This window comes from Kitasatospora sp. NBC_00315 (assembly GCF_041435095.1).
Lineage (GTDB): Bacteria > Actinomycetota > Actinomycetes > Streptomycetales > Streptomycetaceae > Kitasatospora.
This window is the reverse complement of the sequence record NZ_CP108025.1, coordinates 7,142,123-7,161,806: the sequence shown is the minus strand read 5'-3', so window position 1 is coordinate 7,161,806 and position 19,684 is coordinate 7,142,123. Positions and strand designations below refer to the sequence as shown.

Genomic DNA, 19,684 nt, shown 5'->3' with positions numbered 1-19,684 from the left:
CGGGCCGGCCCCGGGAACCGCCGGACCGGGCGGCGAGCCGGACCGGCCCACGGACGGGACGGGACGGGCGGGACCGGCGCCGGGCGCCGCCGGGTGGTGCCACCCGGCGGCGCCCGGCGCGGGGCACGGCTCGCCCACGCCGGGCCCCCGCCCGCCAGTCCCCGCCCGTGAGCCCCCGTCCGTCAGCTCACGAACTTGTCCGTCCCGTTCCACCAGTTCCGCCCGGCGGTCGGGGCGGCCTCGTCGCCGTACTTGTCGTGGTGGCGCCACCAGTCCCAGGGCCGTTCCAGATCGGCCTCCTGTCGGCCCAGTGGTGTGAGGTCGAGGTAGTTGTAGAAGTTCTTGAAGATCTCACCGCCCCGGTCGAAGACCGAGTAGGTGTGGAACACGTCCGTGCCGTCCGTCAGGAACACGCTCACACCGGGCAGTTCGCCCTGGTCGGTGGTCACGTGGAAGTCCTGGTTGAAGTCCGTCTCGTGGGAGGAGACCCAGGGGATGCTCCAGCCCATCCGCTCCCGGAAGGCGGTGAGCTTGGACAGCTGCGCCCGCGAGACCATCACGAAGGTGGTCTCCCGGGCGTGGATGTGGGACAGGTGCCCCACCGAGTCGGCCTGCATGGAGCAGCCGACGCAGCCCTCCTCCTGGTCGGGCCCGAACATGAAATGACGGATGATCAGCTGGCGTCGTCCCTCGAACAGGTCGAGGAGGGTCGCCTTGCCGTCCGGTCCCTCGAACACGTACTCCTTGCCGACCTTCACCATCGGCAGCCCGGGCCGGGCGGCGGCGACCTCGTCGCGCAGCCGGGTGAGCTCCTTCTCCTTCGCGAGCAGCTCCTTGCGGGCCTGGAGCCACTCTTCGCGCGTTGCCACCCTGGGCAGCTTCATCCGCTCTCTCCTGTGTGTGCGGCTGATGGCCTGGGGAGCGCCGGCGCCGAGTCCGCGAGAGGTACGGCCGGCCGCCGGCGCGCCGGGGTCAGCTCCCGCGCAGCCAGTCCGCGAGGCGCTCGCCGATCATGGTCGAGGTGAAGTTGGTGTTGCAGTTGACGATCTGCGGCATCACCGAGGCGTCGGCGAGGTAGAGGCCCTCGGTGCCGTGCACGCGCAGGTGCTCGTCCACCACCGCCCCCTCGTCCGAGGCCAGGCCCATCCGCGCGGTGCCGACCGGGTGGTAGGCGCTGTCCAGGCTCAGCCGGACGTACTGCTTGACCATGTCCTCGTTGTCGATCAGCTGGTCGTTGAGGACGATGAAGTCCTCGCCCTGGCTGCGGATGCCCGGGTGGTTGACCAGCTCCCAGCAGGTCCGGACGGCGTCGGCGAGCTTCTCGACGTCCCGTTCGGTGGAGAGGAAGTTGAGGTCGATGTCGGGTGCGGCGGCCGGGTCGGCCGAGCTCAGCCGAAGGCGCCCGCGGGACTGCGGCTTCTGGTCCACCACCATGACACCCAGGATCACGTTGCCGCCGGCCAGCATCTGCAGGTCGGGGAACATGGTCAGGTCGAAGTGGTTGACCATGTAGTACTGGAGGTCGTTGAAGTCGGTCGAGCCCTTCGCCGTGGTGCGCACGATGGTCTGCAGGAACGGGTCCGTGCGGTCGATCGCGCCTGGCCTCGGCTTCATGAAGACGCCGGTGCGCGGGTGGTCGATCAGGTTGGCGCCGACGCCCGGACGGTCCAGGCGGACGTCGACGCCCTGGCGCCGCAGGTCCTCGGCCGGCCCGATGCCCGAACGCATCAGGATCGTGGGTGAGTTCACGGCGCCGGCGGAGAGCACCACCCGGTGCGAGCGGATCTCCTCGGCCACCCCGCCTCCGACGGAGGCGGCCACGCCCACCGCGCGACTGCCCTCGAAGAGCACGTGGTGCACGAGCACCCCGGCGCGGACGGTCAGGTTGCCGCGGCCGCGCACCTCCGGGGTCAGGTAGGCCATCGCCGCGTTGACCCGAAGGGTGGTGTCGCGCCGGTTCGAGGGGATCGGGCCGATTCCGGTGGCCTCGGGATGGTTGTGGTCGGTCACCTCGGGAAATCCGGCCGCCAGACTCGCCTCGGTGAAAGCCCGCTGGACCGGGGTGAGCTCGTCGGTCCGCCAGCGTCGGACCGGGACGGGACCGCCCTTTCCGTGGAACTCGTCGTCGCCGAGATCGAGGTCGTCCTCCATTTTCCGGTAATACGGCAGGACCTGGTCCCAGGTCCATTCCGGATTACCGGCCTCGGCCCATTCGGTGAAGTTCTCGGGGACGCCGCGGAGTGCGATGGTCGCACCCACCGAGGACGATCCACCGGAGGCCTTCCCGCGCGGGAAGAGAATACGCCGTCCGTCGCTGATCTCGGCCCGGAACTTCCAGTCGTGGGCGCTCAGGGACATCGAGCCCCCGTCCCGGATGTCGTCCGGAAGATCCGCTATATCCGGAAAATCCGGGCCGGCCTCCAGCAGAAGCACCTTGCGCGAGGGGTCTTCGCTGAGCCGGGCGGCCAGCGCCGCCCCGGCCGAGCCCGACCCCACAACGATGTCGTCATAAGTCTGCGCCATGGAACATCCTCGGGTTGCGGAATCCGATGGGAACGCTTCTGCCGAAGAGCTTCACAGTCGCCGCGGGCGACTGTCTTCTCCGAGCGTGCTCTCCCTCCGGAGGGACTCCGGACGGACTCTCGAAGGAGTCCGGAAGGACCCCGGACGGACCCCGGCGGGCGATGGGCAAGATGGGAGAAGCGGGGGGCCAGAGCGTGACCCATGCTCAAAAACCACGATCGGAGTTTGCCAGAACAATCCGGCAACGATCCATCACATTGTTATTCCCGCGTGGAGATCCTGCATGGAGAGGAGAATGTGTTGCACAGCGAGCGAATTCGCAGACTGATTCCGGGGGTGGCGACGGTGGTGGTGGCCGCCTCGCTCTTCTTCACCGTCCGGAGCTCGGTCGCCGTGGCCGGGGGCGACGAGACCGCCGCCCGGTACAAGTTCCAGGAGATGCCCATCGCCCTGCCGCCCGGGTACGACTCCCTGCACATGAACACGGTGCGCGCGGTGAACCCGTCCTACCAGAAGATCCGGTCGTGGATCTCCTCGGTCGGCGCCGGCATCGCCATCAACGACCTCACCGGCCACGGCCTGGCCGACGGCATGTGCATCGTGGACACCCGGACCGACAAGGTCGTGGTGACGTACACGCCGACGGCCCGCCCGGGCGACCGGTTCACCCCGTTCGTCCTGGACGCCTCGCCGCTGCCGATGGACGACACCATGGCGCCGACCGGCTGCACGCCGGGGGACTTCAACGGTGACGGTCGGGCCGACCTGCTGGTCACCTACTGGGGCCGCACCCCGCTGGTCTTCCTGGCGAAGTCCGGCACGACGGAGCTGACGGCCGCCGCCTACACCCCGCGCGAGGTGGTGCCCTCGCAGTCCATCGACGGCAAGTACCACGGCCCGCGCTGGAACACGGACGCCGCCTACGTCGGCGACCTCGACGGCAGCGGCCACCCGTCCATCGTGATCGGGAACTACTTCCCCGACTCCGACGTGCTGGACACCCACGGCCTGAACAACGTGCAGATGAACAACTCCCTCTCCAGCGCCAGGAACGCCGGCGGGGACCACGTCCTGCGCTGGGCCGGGGCGAGCGCCGGCGCCGATCCGGACGCCGCGTTCGTCGAGGAGCGCGGCGCCATCCCCTTCGACGCCTCCACCGGCTGGACGCTGGCCATCGCCGGCGCCGACCTGACCGGCGAGGGCCGCCCCGACCTCTACATCGCCAACGACTTCGGCCACGCGCACCTGCTGTACAACCGCTCGACCCCGGGCCACATCAGCTTCACCGAGGCGACCGGCGAGCGCACCCCGACCACCCCCAAGTCGTTCGTGCTCGGCAAGGGCTCGTTCAAGGGCATGGGCGTCGACTTCGCCGACGTCAACCACAACGGCAGCTTCGACATGATGGTCAGCAACATCACCGCCGCCTGGGGCCTGGAGGAGTCCAACTTCCTCTGGGTCAACCAGGCGAAGGACGAGAACGAGATGCGCGGCAAGCTCGCCGCGGGCGTCGCGCCCTTCACCCAGGAGGCCCGGGAGAACGGGCTCGCCTGGACGGGCTGGGGCTGGGACACCAAGATGGCCGACTTCCGCAACGACGGAAACCTCGCGGTGCTCCAGGCCGACGGCTTCGTCAAGGGCGAGATCGACCGCTGGCCGTGGCTCCAGGAGATGGCCATGACCAACGACGACCTGCTCTCCAACCCCGCCATGTGGCCCAACGTCCAGCCCGGGGACGACCTGGCCGGCGACGACGCGCTCGCCTTCTACGCGAAGACGCCGAGCGGGACGTACGCCAACATCAGCAAGCAGCTCGGCCTGGCCGTTCCGACCCCCACCCGCGCCATCGCCACCGGTGACACCACCGGCAGCGGCCTGCTGGACTTCGCGGTCGCCCGGCAGTGGGGACCGCCCGCGTTCTACGCCAACCAGGCGCCCGCGCCCGGGAACTTCGTCAACCTGCGGCTCTACCGCCCGTCCGGTGACAGCGGCGCCGGCCAGGGCGTCGCCAACACCGGCACACCGGCCTACGGCGCCACCGTGAAGGTGACCACCCCGGAGGGCACCCAGGTGTCCCAGCTCGACGGCGGCAGCGGCCACGGCGGCTTCCGCAGCTTCGACGTGCACTTCGGTCTCGGCGCCCACAGCGGCCCGGTGACCGTCGAGCTGTCCTGGCGGGACACCAACGGTGTCCAACACAAGAAGTCCGAGCAGCTGACGCCCGGCACCCACTCGCTCGTCCTGTCCAGCGACGTCCAGGAGGTTCCGAGCCGATGAGCATCGCCGTCCAGAAGCCCGCCGCCAAGGATCCCCGCTACCTGGCGCTGCGCAACTTCGCGGTCTCCATCTCCGTCTTCAACATCTTCGGCTACACCCTGCTCGGCTTCGAGCAGCCGTGGCTGTGGCCGATCTTCGCGGTGCTGACCGCCTACACCACCGAGATCGCCTTCGAGATCCTCAGCGCCTGGGCCCAGCGCCGCAGTCCGCGCTTCCTCGGCAACGGGGGTCGCGGCGTGTACGAGTTCCTGCTGCCGTCGCACATCACCGCGCTGGCGGTGAACATGCTGCTGTACGCCAACGACCAGATCCTCCCGGTGATCTTCGGCACGGTGGTCGGCGTCGCCGGCAAGCACGCGCTGCAGGCTCCGGTCGCCGGCCGGATGCGGCACTTCATGAACCCGTCCAACTTCGGCATCACCATGACGCTGGTGTGCTTCGGCTCCTGGGTCAGCATCGCGCCGCCCTACGAGTTCACCGAGAACGCGAACACCTTCTTCCGGGTCGCGATCCCGCTGATCATCGTCACCTCCGGCACCGTGATCAACGCCATGCTCACCAAGAAGGTCGCGCTCATCGTCGGCTGGCTGGGCGGGTTCGTGATCCAGGCCCTCATCCGGCACTGGGTCTGGGACGTCGCGATCTTCTCCGCCCTCGGCCCGATGAGCGGCGTCGCCTTCGTCCTCTTCACCAACTACATGATCAGCGACCCGGGGACCACCCCGTCGCGGGCCCGCAACCAGTTCATGTTCGGCTCCTGGGTCGCCATGACGTACGGCGTACTGATGCTGTTCAACGTCGTCTACACACTCTTCTTCGCCGTCACCGTGGTCTGCGGGGTGCGCGGCCTGGGCTGGTGGGTCGCCCACCTGGTCAAGCGCTCCCGTACACCGCAGTCCTCGGGCACCGCCCTCGGCGACACCCTCGCCGCCGAGCTGGGCAAGCAGACCGGACCGGAGGCGATGGCCGCATGACTCCCCACCCCGACCGTGAACCGTCCAGAATCGCCGTCGTCGGCATGGCGTGCCGCTACCCCGACGCCGACTCGCCGAGCGAGTTGTGGCAGAACGTGCTCGCCGGACGGCGCGCCTTCCGCCGGCTGCCGGACGAGCGGATGCGCGCCGAGGACTACTACTCCCCCGACCCCACCGCGCCGGACCGCTTCTACTCCACCAAGGCGGCGGTGATCGAGGGCTTCGAGTTCGACCGGGTCAAGCACCGGGTCGCCGGCTCCACCTTCCGGGCCACCGACATGACGCACTGGCTGGCGCTGGACACCGCCGCCCGGGCCCTGGAGGACGCCGGCTTCCCGTCCGGCGCCGGGCTCACCGGGGCGACCACCGGCGTGATCCTCGGCAACACCCTCACCGGCGAGTTCAGCCGGGCCAACCTGATGCGGCTGCGCTGGCCGTACGTGCGCCGCACCGTGGGCGCCGCCCTGCGCGAGCAGGGCTGGGACGACACCGCGCTGGCCGAGTTCCTGGACAACCTGGAGGAGCGCTACAAGAGCCCCTTCCCGCCGATCGGGGAGGACTCGCTGGCGGGCGGGCTGGCCAACACGATCGCCGGGCGGATCTGCAACCACTTCGACTTCAAGGGCGGCGGCTTCACCGTCGACGGCGCGTGCTCCTCCTCGTTGCTGTCGGTCGCCACCGCCTGCGACGCGCTGACCGACGGCCGGCTCGACGTCGCCGTCGTCGGCGGCGTGGACCTCAGCATCGACCCGTTCGAGGTGATCGGCTTCGCCAAGACCGGCGCGCTCGCCACCGGCGAGATGCGGGTCTACGACAAGGGCTCCAACGGCTTCTGGCCCGGCGAGGGCTGCGGCATGCTCGTCCTGATGCGTGACCGGGACGCCGTCGCGGAGCGCAGGTTCCGCTACGCGTCGATCGCCGGCTGGGGCTACTCCTCGGACGGCAAGGGCGGGATCACCCGGCCGGAGGCGGCCGGGCACCGGCTGGCCCTGCAGCGCGCCTACGCGACCGCCGGGTTCGGCATCGAGACCGTCTCCTACTTCGAGGGCCACGGCACCGGCACCGCCGTCGGCGACGCCACCGAGCTGCGCGCGTTCTCCGAGGCACGCCGCGCGGCCGACCCCGACGCGGCGCCGGCCGCCATCAGCACGGTCAAGGGCAACTTCGGCCACACCAAGGCGGCGGCCGGTGTCGCCGGCCTGGTCAAGGCGATCCTCGCGGTCCGCCACCAGGTCATCCCGCCGGCCACCAGCCACGTCGACCCGCACCCCGAGCTGACCGGGGAGCGCCCGGCGCTGCGCGTACCGGACGACGCCGAACTCTGGCCGGGGCAGGCACCGATCCGGGCCGGCGTCTCGTCGATGGGCTTCGGCGGCATCAACGCCCACGTCGTGGTGGAGCACGCCGACGGCGTGCGCAAGAGCGGCGTCGGCAGCCTCACCCGCAAGCTCGTCGCCTCCCGCCAGGACGTCGAACTGCTGCTGGTCGACGCGGTGGGGATGGCCGAGCTGCGCGGCAGGATAGCGCGGCTGGCCGGGCTGACGCCCCGGCTCTCGTTCGCCGAGCTCGGTGACCTGGCCGCCACCCTCCAGAGCGAGCTGGCGGACCGGCCGATCCGAGCCGCCGTGGTCGCGGCCGATCCCGAGCAGGCCGAGCAGCGCTTCGCCAAACTGCTGGCGCTGCTCGACTCCGGGGCGCGCTCGGTGCTCGACCCGAACGGCGGGGTGTACCTGGGCGCGGCCGCGCCGCAGCCCAGGATCGGTTTCCTCTTCCCCGGCCAGGGGGCCGGGCGGCGCGGCGACGGCGGAGCCCTTCGCCGTCGCTTCGCCACCGTGGACGAGCTCTACCGCACGCACGCCCAGCCCGCCGACGGCGACCTGGTCGCGACGGCCGTGGCGCAGCCGCGGATCGTGACCGCCTCGGTCGCCGGCCTGCGGGTGCTCGCCGCGCTCGGGGTGGAGGCGGTCGGCGCAGCCGGGCACAGCCTCGGCGAGGTGACGGCGCTGCACTGGGCCGGTGCGATGGACGAGAGCGCGGTGCTGCGGGTCGCCGCGGCCCGGGGCCGGATCATGGCCGAGGCGAGCGACGGCAACGGCACGATGGCGGGGATCGCGGCCGAGGCCGCGCTGGTCGAACCCCTGCTGGCGGGCGAGCCCGTGGTGATCGCCGGCTACAACAGCCCCTCGCAGACGGTGGTCTCCGGACCGGTGGACGCCGTCGAACGGGTCTGCGCGCTGGCGACGGCGGCCGGCCTCGGTACGGCCCGGATCAACGTGTCGCACGCCTTCCACTCGGCGGCGGTGGCGCCGGCCGCGGAGGGCCTGCGCGGATTCCTCACCACCGAGTCGTTCGGACCGCTCTCCGGCCGGATGTTCTCCACCGTCACGGCGGGCGAACTGCCTGCCGAGGCGGACGTGGTGGAGCTGCTCACCCGTCAGGTCCTCGATCCGGTGCGGTTCTCCGAGGCGGTCGAGAACCTGGCGGCCGGCACCGACCTGCTGCTGGAGGTCGGCCCGGGCCGGGTGCTGCGCGGGCTGGCCGGCGAGATCGCGCCGTCCGTCCCGGTCATCTCGCTGGAGTCGGACAGCGGCTCGCTGGCCGGGCTGTTCAACGCCGTGGCGGCGGCCTTCATCCTCGGCGCGCCGGTGCGGCACGAGGAGCTGTTCCGGGACCGCTTCACCCGGCCGCTGCCGCTGGACAAGGAGTTCCGCTTCTTCGCCAGCCCCTGCGAGTCCGTGCCCGAGGGCGACTTCTCCTTCGCGGGCGTACGCCGCGAGGCCCGGCCCCCCGTCACGGCGGCGCCGGCTCCGGCGGTGGCGGTCGCGGCGGGCGCCGGATCGGGGGCGAGCAGTCTGGAGGTCCTGCTGCGGCTCGCCGCCGAACGCGCCGAGCTGCCGCTCTCCGCGGTCGGCCCGGACAGCAACCCGCTGGACGAGCTGCACCTGAGCTCCATCACGGTGGGCCAGATCATGAACCAGGCGACCCAGGAACTCGGCATCTCCACGCCGATGGTCACCTCCGCCTTCGCGACCTCCACGATCGCCGAGCTCGCCGGTCTGCTCGACGAGCTGGCCGAGAGCGCCGACGGCGACGCGGAGCAGCCGAGGACCGCCGCGGGCGTCGCGCCCTGGGTGCGGGCCTTCTCGGTGGACCTCACCGAGGCGCCACTCCCGGCGGCCGCGGCGGCCCCGGCCGCCGGCGGGAGCTGGCAGGTGTTCGCCTCCGAGCACCACCCGCTGGCCGGCGCCCTGCGCCAGGCCCTCGGCGCGGCCGGTCTCGGCGGCGGCGTGCTGCTCTGCCTGCCGAGGGACTGCGAGCAGGAGCACGCGGCGCTGATGCTGGCCGCCACGCGGGCCGCGTTGAGCGCGGCGGGCTCCGGCGCCACCCGGTTCGTGGCGGTCGGTGACCGGCGCGGAGCCGCTGGGCTGGCCAAGACGCTGCACCTGGAGTCGCCCGGCGTGGCCACGACCGTGGTGACGCTGCCGCTGCCGGAGGATCTGCCGGCGGGCCGCGCGCGGGAGTTGGGGGTGCTGATCGCCGCCGACGTGGCCGGCACCAGCGGCTTCAGCGAGGTCCACTACGACCGCGAGGGTGTGCGCCGGGTGCCGGTGCTGCGCCCCTTGGCGGCGGCCGTACCCGGGGAGGGACGGCCCGCGCTGGACGCCCTGGACGTCCTGCTGGTGACCGGCGGCGGCAAGGGCATCACCGCCGAGTGCGCCCTCGAACTGGCCCTCGACTCCGGCGCGGCGGTCGGCCTGCTCGGCCGCTCGGACCCGGCCCGGGACGAGGAGCTGGCGGCGAACCTGGCCCGGATGACGGCGGCGGGGATCTCCTTCCACTACGCCCGGGCCGACGTCACCTCCGCCGACCAGGTGAAGGACGCCGTCCAGGAGATCCGCGCCGCGCTCGGGCCGGTCACCGCCGTGCTGCACGGCGCCGGCCGCAACGAACCGCACGCCCTGACCGGCCTGGACGAGTCGTCCTTCCGCCGGACCCTGACCACCAAGATCACCGGCCTGGAGAACGTGCTGGCCGCCACCGATCCCGGCACCCTGCGGCTGCTGGTCACCTTCGGCTCCATCATCGGACGGGCCGGACTGCGCGGTGAGGCCGACTACGCCACCGCGAACGACTGGCTCACCGACCTGACGTACCGCGTCCAGGAGGAGTACCCGGACTGCCGCTGCCTGGCGCTGGAGTGGTCGGTCTGGTCCGGCGCGGGCATGGGCGAGCGGCTCGGCGTCCTGGAGGGCCTGATCCGCGAGGGCATCGAGCCCATCCCGACCGAGGCGGGCGTGGCCCTGCTCAAGGACCTGCTCGCCGACCCCGCGGCGCCCACCTCCGTGGTGGTCTCGGGCCGGGTCGGGGGCCTGCCCACGCTGGTCCTGGAGCAGCGGGAGCTTCCGCTGCTGCGCTTCCTGGACCAGCCGCAGGCGTACTACCCGGGCGTCGAGCTGGTGGCCGACTCGGAGCTCTCCGCGGCCGGCGATCCCTACCTGGCCGACCACCTGCTGGACGGCTCCCTGCTCTTCCCCGCCGTCCTGGGCATGGAGGCGATGAGCCAGGCCGCCGCGGCGGTCACCGGGCGGTCCGACGTGCCGGTGCTGGAGGACATGGAGTTCCTGCGGCCGATCGTCGTCCCGGTCACCGGCTCCACCACCGTCCGGGTCGCGGTCCTCGTCCGGGAGGACGGCACGGTGCAGGCGGTGATCCGCAGCAGCGAGACGGGCTTCCAGGCCGACCACTTCAGGGCGGTCCTGCGCTACGGCGTGCCGTCACCGGAGCGGCCCGGCCCCGGGGCGGTCCATCCGGACACGCCGCGACTGCCGCTCGATCCCGAACGGGATCTCTACGGGCCGGTGCTGTTCCAGGGCGGCCGGTTCCAGCGGCTGCTCGGCTACCGCGAGTTGGCGGCCAAGCGGTGTGTCGCGGAGATCTCGACGGCGGCGACCGCTCCCTGGTTCGCCGGGTACCTGCCGGCCGGCCTCGTCCTCGCCGACCCCGGCGTCCGGGACGCACTGATGCACTCGATCCAGTGCTGTGTGCCGGACGCGACGCTGCTGCCGGTGAGCGTCGCCCGCCTGCACCTGACGGATCCGTCCGCCGTCCGGGGCGCGGAGCACGTCGTCCTGCACGCGGTCGAGCGCTCGCGGGTCGGCGACACCTACCTCTACGACCTGGACGTGACCGACCCGCAGGGCGCCCTGATCGAGCGCTGGGAGGGCCTCAAGCTCCAGGCGGTGCGCAAGCTGAACGGTGCCGGGCCCTGGCAGCCCGCCCTGCTCGGCACCTTCCTGGAGCGGCGGGCCGAGACGCTGCTGGGCGTCCCGCTGCGCTGCGTCGTGCGGAGCGAGGGCGAGCCGCCGGCGCAGGGGGTGGCGGCCCGGCGCGCGAGCACCGCGCAGGCGGTGAGCTGGGCGCTCGGCCGTGAGACGGCCGTGCGCTACCGCCCGGACGGCCGGCCGGAGCTGGAGGGCGGCCGCCCGGTCTCCTCCTCGCACGGCGCCGGCGTCACCTTCGCGGTGGTCGGGGACCACCCGGTGGCCTGCGACGTCGAACCGGTCGTGACCAGGTCGGCGGCGGACTGGGCCGGGCTGCTCGGCCCGGACGGTGCGGCGCTGGCCGAGCTGCTGGCCGCCGAGCACGGCGAGGAGCCCTCGCAGGCGGCGGCCAGGGTCTGGGGCGCGGTCGAGTGCCTGCGCAAGAACGGGCACGCGGTGGCCGCTCTGACGCTGGCGGACGTCCCGGACGCTCCGGCCGGCTGGGCCGTGCTGCGGGCCGGGGAGGCCGTCGTCGCGACCTTCCCGACCGCTCTGCTCGGGGTCGAAACGCCGGTCATGTTCGCTCTGCTGTCGGAACGAGAGGACTGAGCCATGCTCCCCTACTTCGAGATCCGTCACCTCGTCGGGTTCGAGGAGACCAACCTGGTGGGCAACGTCTACTACGTCAACTACCTGCGGTGGCAGGGCCGGTGCCGGGAGATGTTCCTGCGGGAGCTGGCTCCCGAGGTGCTGGCGGACGTCCGCGCGGATCTGAAGCTGTTCACCCTCAAGGTGGACTGCGAGTTCTTCGCGGAGATCACCGCCTTCGACGAGCTGTCGATCCGGATGCGGTTGGAGGACCTGACGCAGACCCAGGTCGGCTTCACCTTCGACTACGTCCGGCTGGACCAGGACGGCTCCGAGGTGCTGGTGGCCCGGGGCCGGCAGCGGGTCGCGTGCATGCGGGGCCCGAACAACGACACCCGCCCGACCCGCGTCCCGGAACCGCTGCGCCGCGCCCTGGAGCCGTACGCGACCTCCCGGCCGGCCGGCGCGGGGCGGGCCCAGCAGCCCGTTCCCGTCACGAGCGAGGCGTAGCCCATGACCTCCACCGACAGACTGCCGCTCGCCGGACCGCTGTCCGGGCGGGCTTCCGCGGCCCCGCACGACCGGGGCGAACTGCGCGGCGTGCTCGGCCGCTTCGCGACGGGGGTGACCGTCCTGTCCGCCGGGCGGGCGGAGCCCCGGGGCATGACCGCCAACTCCTTCACCTCGGTGTCGCTGGACCCGGCGCTGGTACTGGTCTGCGTGCTGCGCACGGCCGCGGTCCACGAGGCGATCCTGGCCGAGCGGGCCTTCGCCGTCTCGGTCCTGTCGAGCGGGCAGGAGAAGGCGGCCCGGCACTTCGCCGACCGTGGCCGGCCGCGCGGCACGAAGGAGTTCGAGGGCCTGGAGACGGTGCCGGGCCGGTGCACCGGCGCGCCCGTCCTGGTGGGTGCGCAGGCGTGGCTGGAGTGCGAGCTGACCGCCGACTACGACGGTGGCGACCACTCGATCTTCCTCGGCTCGGTGCTGTCGATCGGGCGGACGGAGCCGGACGATCCCCTGCTCTACTTCGCCGGCGGCTTCCAGCGTCTGGGGGCCTGAGCCCGCAGGTGAGCGGACGCACGCGCAGGTGACGCCCGGCCGGGTCCTCCGGCCGGGCGTCACGCGTGCACGGGCCGACGCCCGCGGCCGCCCACGAGCGGGGCACAGGCGGGGCACAGGCGGGGCACGAGTGGGCACAGGCGGCCCGCTGCGACGGACGGTGCCGGGCGCACCGCCGCGGCAGAGGGCGGGCGAGCGGAGCGAGCCCGCACAGGACGGCAGCAGGCCGCACACGACGAGGGCGGCACCCCCGGCAGGGGTGCCGCCCTCGTCGTACCCGGCCGGACTCAGCCGACCGGATGGACCGTCATCGGCAGCCCGCCCCGCACCCGCAGGGTGAGCATCGGCTCGGGTCGCACCACGAATCCGGGGGCCTTCGCCAGTCGCAGCTCACGGACCACGGCGGCGATCACCACCGTGGCCTCCAGCAGGCCGAGGTTGTTGCCCACGCAGAACCGGGGACCGGCGCCGAACGGGATGTAGCTGTACCGGTGCCGCCCGCCGGCCCGGCCCGGGGCGAAGCGCTCCGGGTCGAAGCGGTCCGGCGCCTCCCAGAAACCGGGGTGGCGGTGCAGCGTGTACGGGCAGATCAGCACCTCGGCGCCGGCCGGCACGTGGAAGCCGCCGATCTCGTCCTCCCGCTGCGCCTTGCGCGGCAGGATCCACACCGGCGGGTAGAGCCGCATCACCTCCTCGATCACCATCGAGGTGTAGGTCAGCCGGTGCAGGTCCTCGGCGGTCGGCTGCCGGTCCCCCAGCACCTCGACCACCTCCGCGTGCAGCCTCTCCCACACCAGCGGGTGCTGGTCGAGCAGGTGGAAGGTCCAGCTCAGCGTCGAGGCGGTGGTCTCGTGGCCGGCCAGCAGCAGGGTGACGAGTTCGTCGCGCATCCGCCGGCGGCGCACCGCCTCGTCGGGTTCGTCCGCGGTGGCCTCGATCAGCCGGGAGAGCACGTCGTCGCCGTCCCCGCCGGGGTGCGCGGAGCGCTCCGCCGCCAGGTTGGCGACGATGCGCTCCAGGTCGGCCCTGGCCCCGCGGAAGCGGCGCTGCTGCGGCAGCGGCAGCCAGGACGGCACGGCGCTCAGCGACATCATCTCGAAGATCGCCTGGTCCTGGACGACCTCGAAGGACTCGCCGATCGACTCGTAGGCGCTCAAGTCGGCGTCCAGCAGGGTCCGGCCGAGGATGCCGAGGGTCAGCCCGGTCATCTCGGCCCGGATGTCGACCGGTCCGGTGCCGGCCCGGGCCCGCAGACGGGCGACCAGCTTCGCCGCCTCCTCGGCGATGGCCTCGGTCTGCCGGTTGATCCGCCTGGCCTGGAAGACCGGCTGGATCACCTTGCGCTGGCTGCGCCAGAGGTCGCCCTCGCTGGTCAGCAGGCCGTCGCCGAGGGCCCGGCGGGCGTGCACCAGGCCGATGCCCTTGTGGTAGTTGGCGGCGTTGTCGGCGAGCACGCGCTTGGCGTGGTCCGGGTGGTTGAAGAAGAACAGCGTCTTGGGGCCGAGAGGCAGCCGCACCGCGTCGCCGTAGCGCAACGAGGCGGAGGTCATCACCGAGAGCCGGTCGCGGGCCATCCGGGCCAGCAGGCCGAGCGTGCCGCTCCGGGCCGGGCCCGGCGGCAGCCGCCGGGAGCGTGCCCGCGCGGCCTGGGGCGCCGTCATGCGCTCACGCCGCCCCGGCCGGCCAGCCGCTCCGCGATCCGCTCGCGCCACACCTCGTACGCGGGCACCGCGCCGTCGACCGGGCGGTCGGCCCGGGCCTCGTCGCACAGCACCGCCGCCTCGGCGGGCGTCAGGTCGCAGAAGAACCGGGCGGCCAGCTCGGTGTGCGGGATGACCAGACCGGCCTCCACGCGTGCGGTGGCGGCGAAGGCGGAGGCCTGGGAGACCTGCGCGCGGTACTTCCCGGCGCGCTTCCAGAAGACGGCGAGCTCGGCCTCGTCGCCGCCGCCGGCGTAGGTCGCGGCGAGTCCCGCGCCGCTGTACAGGTCGGCCCTGCGGTGCTCGGGGAAGCGGTCGAGCAGATCGGCCACGACCTCGGGGGCGGAGCCTCCGACGAACCAGGTGGCGCGCCCGATGCCCTGGTCGATCGCCCGGTCCGCGTAGCGGTCCGGGTTGCCGGGCGGCCAACGGAAGTCCGCCTCCCGGTACTGCTCGTGGACGTACTTGGCGGTCCGGAAGTACGCCTGGTGGAACCCGTACCCGTCCAGTGCCAGCCAGCGCAGCAGGGGGTCCTGGGGGCTGATCGCCGCCCAGCGGAACCTCGGCAGCCGGGCCATCGCCCAGCCGACGCCGACGTAGACCATGTAGCTGTGGTGGCGGCCGCGGCCCGCGAGCAGGTCGGCCACCTTGCAGCCGTTGCCGAACCGGAGGCCGTCCAGCATCGCGCAGGCCATCGCCGCACCTTCGTAGCCGAATCCCCGGAACTGCTCGGGAATCCGCTCCAGGCGCTCCTCGGCGTCGGCGACGGTGCGTTCCTCCATCACGTACGAATAACCGGTGAGAAACGTCCCACCGACGGTTTCGAGGAGTTCCCGGGCTGCCGGGGATTTCTCGTGGAATCCCCGCACCGAGAGTCTGGTGGCCGATCGGTCAGGGGTGAGAATCCGACTCCTGAGCGCACGCCAAGAACCCGCCATCTTTCCCTCCACAAAGTCGGGCTGCGACGGGACGCAGCTGTCCGACCGAAATCCTTCCGGCACGGCCGATCCCCCGCCTACTTCGAACGTGCCCACCCGAGGGCACGAGCGAAGAAGCAACCGCGGCCGGGGGCCACCAGAATCGAGCCGTCCGTGCCGTCCAGTCCGAGGGAGAAACACCACGTGAGTGACCTCAGCACAGCACCGGCGCCGGTTTCCGAGGCTCCCGGTACCTCACTGTTCGTCAGCGGCGCGTTCCCACGCCGGCGCGGCCTGCTGGTGGTGGCCAGCGCCGCCTTCGCCCTCTTCCTGTCCTACGCGTGGTCCTCGAAGCTGGTGGACACCGAGATCGGGGTGAACACCGCCAACGCGCTGCTGGGCCACGACGCCCACAAGACGCCGATCGCCGGGATCGCCGCCGGGGTGCTCTTCGCGTTCGTCTCCGGCCTGGCCGGCTCGTTCACCGCCTGCAACATCGCGGTCTTCGGCGCGGTCGGCCCGATGGTGGGTCAGGCCGGCTCGCGCGGGGCCCGGTTCCTGCAGACCGTCCGGCCGCTGGGCTGGATGGCGGCCGGGATGATCCCGGTGTCCGCCGCGTACGGCGCGCTGGTCGGCCTGGCCGGCACGCACATGCCGCAGTTCTCGACCGCGAGCAGCCCGGCCGGCCACTTCTCGCCGCGGACCGTCCAGTCGATGGTGACCTTCGGTCTGATCGGCCTCGTCATGGTGGTGCTCGGACTGGCCGCCGCCGGCGTGCTGAAGGACCCGCTGGCCGGCGTCTCCCGGCGCTTCCCGAACGCGCCGATGGTGCTGCTGGGGGCGCTGATCGGCGGCTTCCTGATCGGCCGGCCCTACCCGCTGTTCCGGGACCTCTTCCGGCACGCGGCGACGACCCACAATCCGCTGTACGGCGCGGCGGCGTTCACCCTGCAGTCGGTCGGCAACATCCTGGTGATGTCGCTCCTGGTCATCGCACTCTCCTACGGCGCGGGGCGGCGGCTGCAGCGCCTGCTGACCGCGCGGCCGGGGCGGATCGCGGCCGTGACGGCGGTGGCCTTCCTGGTGGCGGGCGTCTTCACGATGGTCTACTGGGACGTCCGCGTGCTGGGCCGGCTGGGCTACATCTGGTTCCCGACGGCGCCCTGGAACAGCTAGCGGCCCTCCCGTGACCGGTGCGGCCTGACCGCCGGCCGTCGTCGGCGGTCCCCCGTCGCCGACGACGGCCGGCGGGGGCCCGGCCCGCCCGAGCACACTCAGTTCGCGCGAGGTCCGAGCAGGTCCTCGGCCAGGGTGTCCACCAGGTCCTCGGAGATGTCCTCCGCCGTCAGGGCGCGATAGACGATCGGGCCGAGCAAGGCGTCCATCGCGGCGTCGGGGCCGAGCCGGGGCGCGACCTCACCGGCGTCGATCGCGCGCGCGATCATCTCGCGTTCCAGGTCACGGCGAGGACCGAGATAGCGCGCGTGAAAGCTCCGGGCCGTCGCCGGGTCGTGCTGCGCCTCGGCGATGAGCACGAGCAGGACGGTGCCGGCCGGGTCCCGGGTCAGGAACCGCGCGAAGCCTCGCAGGTAGTCCCGGATGCTCTCGGCCGTGGGCTTCCCGGTCGGGACGGGAAGGCGCTCGTCGCTGTCCTGGATGAGCGTGTCGAGGAGGATCTCGACCTTCGAGGGCCACCAGCGGTAGATCGTCTGCTTGGCGACCCCGGCTCGACGCGCGATCGCCTCGACGGTCAGGGCTCCGAAACCGTGCTCGACGAGCAGATCGTCGGCGGCGTGCAGCACGGCCAGACGTGCGGACTCGTCGCGCCGGTTGCCGGAGTGAGGCCTGCGGGGCTGGGAGTTCGTGGCGGACATGCGGGACACAGTACCCGTCGGCGATCACGCCCTGCTGTCTAGACGCAACGACTCGTCCAGGTCGGATTCCGCTCCTGCCCGCAGAGCGTGCGCGTCCACCGCGTCCGACCGCCGAACCCGCCCCCGCGTCCCCGGACCGCCTCGGCGGGACCGCCCTGCGGCGGCGCTGCGGCCCGAGAAGCCGGGACGGCGCCGCGCCGCCCGGACCGGCCCGGACGGCCGTGCGGCGGCCCGTCAGGCCCGCCGGTGGCAGCGGACCGGCGCTCCGACGGCGGCACCGCCGAGGACGGGCCGGCGCTCAGGCCCGGCACTCGGACCCGGCACTCGGACCCGGCACTCAGGCCCGGCACTCAGGCTCGGCGTTCGCGCGCCCGCAGCAGGGAGGCCCGGGTCCGCTCCGCGTCGTCCCCCTCGCCCACCAGGATCCCGCCGACCTGGGCCTCGAAGCAGGCGTCCGCGTCGTAGGGCGGGATCAGGTAGCCGCCGAGTTCCAGGGTGACCAGGCCGTGGAGCGCGATCCACAGCTGATGGGCCACCAGCAGCTCGTCCTCCGAGCGCAGTCGGCCCGCCTCCATGCAGCGGCCGACCGTCCGGACCAGCGTGCCCAGGGTGTAGCGCCCGTGCTGGCGGTCGTCGTCAGTCAGCGCGAAGCCGCCGAACCCGGAGCCGCCGAACATGACGCTGTAGAGGTGGCGGTGCTCCAGCGCGTTGCTGCGGTAGGCCCAGCCGAGCGCGGCCACGTCGGCCACCGGGTCGGCCGTCTGGGCCACCTCGGTGAGCCTGCGGTCGAGGTAGCCGAACCCCTCCCGGACCATCGCCCGGACCAGGTCGTCCTTGCCGCCGAAGTGGGTGTAGACCGCCATCGTGGACGTGCCCACCTCCGCCGCGAGCCTGCGCGTGGACAGCGCCTTGGGCCCCTCCTCCGCGAGGAGCCTGGCGGCCGTCTCCACGAGCTGCGGACCGAGTGTCGGGTCGATCTGACGGGGGCTCACCCTTGACATCCTCTCACGCGCCAGCGAACCTTTGCATATCAGTGTTACATAACGCCGATATGCAAGGAGTCGACATGGTCCTCACCCGGCCCACCAACACCACCTCCCACCTGCTGAGCAGCGGCTACCGCCCGGTCACCGACGAGCGGACCCTCACCGACCTGCCCGTGCTCGGCACCCTGCCGGCCGAACTCGACGGCAGCCTGCTGCGCATCGGCCCCAACCCGATCGGCCCGTACGACCCCGCCCTCGACCACGCCTTCGCCGGGGACGCGATGGTGCACGCGCTGCGCCTGCGAGGCGGCGCCGCGCAGTCGTACCGCAACCGCTGGATCCGCACCGACCGGGTCGCCCGCGCGCTCGGCGAACTGCCCGCCCCGGGGCCGCGGTACGGGCTCGGCGACAACGTCAACGCCGGCCTCGTCCGGCACGCCGGACGCCTGCTGGCACTCGCCGACGGCGGGGCGCGGCCGGTGCACCTGAGCGAGGGGCTCGACACCCTCGCCCGCTTCGACTTCGACGGGACCCTGCCGGCCGGGTTCGCGGCCCACCCGGTCAGCGACCCGCTCACCGGGGAGCTGCACGCGATGGCGTACGACCACCGCCGGCCGCAGCTCACCCACCTGACCGTGGACGCTCTCGGCCGGGTCCGGCGGGCCGAGCCGATCACCGTCAAGGGCACGCCGATGGTGCACGCCTTCTCGCTCACCAGCCGGCACGCCATCGTCTACGACCTTCCGGTCACCTTCGACCCGCGGGCCGCCGCCGACGGCTCCCGGGTGCCCTACACGTGGGACGACAACCACGGCGCGCGACTCGGCCTGATCCCCCGCGACGGCCGGGACGCCGACGTCCTGTGGATCGAGATCGACCCCTGCTTCGTCTTCCACCCGGTCAACGCGTACGAACAGGGACCGCTCACCGTCATCGACGTGATCCGGCACGAACGGGTCTTCGACCGCGACCCGCTGCACCCGAGCGAGTCCGCGCCGACCCTGTGGCGCTGGACCGTCGACCGCTCCGCGGCCACCGTGGAGGAGCGGGAACTGGACGGCAGGATCCAGGAGTTCCCCCGGATCGACGACCGCTTCACCGGCACCCCCCACCGCTACGCCTTCACCGTGGGCCTGCGCCCGGGCCAGGGCGCCGCGCTCGCGGGCCCGGAACTGCTGCGCCACGACCTGGTGGCCGGCCGCACCGACGTGCACGAGCTGGGCCCGGGCCGGGAGGCCGGCGAGGCCGTCTTCGTCCCGCGCGGGACGCACGCGACCGAGGGTGACGGCTGGCTGCTGAGCCTGGTTCACGACCTGCGCACCGACCTCACCGAGCTGATCGTCGTCGACACCTCGACGTTCACCGGCGCACCGGTGGCCGTCGTCCCGCTGGGCGTACGGGTCCCGCACGGATTCCACACGCTGTGGTCACCGGAGCAGTGACCGAGCGTCAATAGAAAGCACCATTGCGTGCCTGGCACCCCCTCGGTAGGCTCTGCCCGCAAATGGCACAGCACATCAGGACA

Annotated in this window: 13 protein-coding genes; 7 read left to right on the top strand and 6 right to left on the bottom strand. The window is 72.6% G+C overall.

Annotated features, from left to right (window positions below; translation table 11 throughout):
- Window positions 1–182 precede the first annotated feature (182 nt).
- A complete protein-coding gene (locus OG823_RS30120; protein WP_371483252.1) occupies window positions 183–884 on the bottom strand; it encodes a DUF899 domain-containing protein in 702 nt (233 codons plus the stop codon).
- Between the two features lie 88 nt (window positions 885–972).
- Window positions 973–2,523, bottom strand: a complete 1,551-nt coding sequence (locus tag OG823_RS30115) for a GMC family oxidoreductase (RefSeq protein WP_371483251.1) — start codon at window positions 2,521–2,523, stop codon at window positions 973–975.
- 297 nt (window positions 2,524–2,820) lie between these two features.
- Here OG823_RS30115 and OG823_RS30110 point away from each other — a divergent pair, with 297 nt between their 5' ends.
- The 5 genes from OG823_RS30110 to OG823_RS30090 are packed head-to-tail and all read left to right on the top strand — an operon-like array spanning window position 2,821 to window position 12,682.
- Window positions 2,821–4,800: a CRTAC1 family protein gene (locus OG823_RS30110; protein WP_371483250.1), complete on the top strand. Its 1,980-nt coding sequence runs from the start codon at window positions 2,821–2,823 to the stop codon at window positions 4,798–4,800.
- Window positions 4,797–5,774, top strand: a complete 978-nt coding sequence (locus OG823_RS30105) for an enediyne biosynthesis protein (RefSeq protein ID WP_371483249.1) — start codon at window positions 4,797–4,799, stop codon at window positions 5,772–5,774. The genes OG823_RS30110 and OG823_RS30105 overlap by 4 nt, the downstream gene beginning before the upstream one ends.
- Entirely contained in the window at window positions 5,771–11,644 is a 5,874-nt protein-coding gene (locus OG823_RS30100; RefSeq protein ID WP_371483248.1) for an SDR family NAD(P)-dependent oxidoreductase, read from the top strand. Before OG823_RS30105 ends, OG823_RS30100 begins: the two co-directional genes overlap by 4 nt.
- Window positions 11,645–11,647: 3 nt before the next feature.
- Window positions 11,648–12,133 carry an acyl-CoA thioesterase gene (locus OG823_RS30095; protein WP_371483247.1) on the top strand — a complete coding sequence of 162 codons (486 nt, stop codon included), beginning with the start codon at window positions 11,648–11,650 and terminating at the stop codon, window positions 12,131–12,133.
- A 3-nt stretch (window positions 12,134–12,136) separates the two neighbouring features.
- Window positions 12,137–12,682, top strand: coding sequence for a flavin reductase family protein (locus tag OG823_RS30090; RefSeq protein ID WP_371483246.1), 546 nt, complete (start codon window positions 12,137–12,139; stop codon window positions 12,680–12,682).
- Window positions 12,683–12,969: 287 nt separating this feature from the next.
- Here the strand turns inward: OG823_RS30090 and OG823_RS30085 are convergent, their stop codons facing one another.
- The gene (locus tag OG823_RS30085; protein WP_371483245.1) at window positions 12,970–14,343 is read right to left on the bottom strand and encodes a cytochrome P450; all 1,374 of its coding nucleotides are present in this window, start codon (window positions 14,341–14,343) and stop codon (window positions 12,970–12,972) included.
- On the bottom strand, window positions 14,340–15,320 hold the full coding sequence (locus OG823_RS30080; protein WP_371483244.1) for a DUF1702 family protein: 981 nt from the start codon (window positions 15,318–15,320) through the stop codon (window positions 14,340–14,342). Before OG823_RS30080 ends, OG823_RS30085 begins: the two co-directional genes overlap by 4 nt.
- Window positions 15,321–15,503: 183 nt before the next feature.
- Between OG823_RS30080 and OG823_RS30075 the strand changes: the two genes are divergently transcribed.
- Entirely contained in the window at window positions 15,504–16,475 is a 972-nt protein-coding gene (locus OG823_RS30075; protein WP_371483243.1) for a hypothetical protein, read from the top strand.
- A gap of 98 nt (window positions 16,476–16,573) precedes the next feature.
- On the opposite strand, the gene OG823_RS30070 is transcribed toward OG823_RS30075, so the two are convergent.
- Window positions 16,574–17,173, bottom strand: a complete 600-nt coding sequence (locus OG823_RS30070; protein WP_371483242.1) for a TetR/AcrR family transcriptional regulator — start codon at window positions 17,171–17,173, stop codon at window positions 16,574–16,576.
- A 350-nt stretch (window positions 17,174–17,523) separates the two neighbouring features.
- Window positions 17,524–18,165 carry a TetR/AcrR family transcriptional regulator gene (locus tag OG823_RS30065; protein ID WP_371483241.1) on the bottom strand — a complete coding sequence of 214 codons (642 nt, stop codon included), beginning with the start codon at window positions 18,163–18,165 and terminating at the stop codon, window positions 17,524–17,526.
- 74 nt (window positions 18,166–18,239) lie between these two features.
- On the opposite strand from OG823_RS30065, the gene OG823_RS30060 reads away from it, so the two are divergent.
- Window positions 18,240–19,601 (top strand): carotenoid oxygenase family protein, encoded by a 1,362-nt coding sequence (locus OG823_RS30060; protein ID WP_371483240.1) that lies wholly within the window; start codon window positions 18,240–18,242, stop codon window positions 19,599–19,601.
- Window positions 19,602–19,684 lie beyond the last annotated feature (83 nt).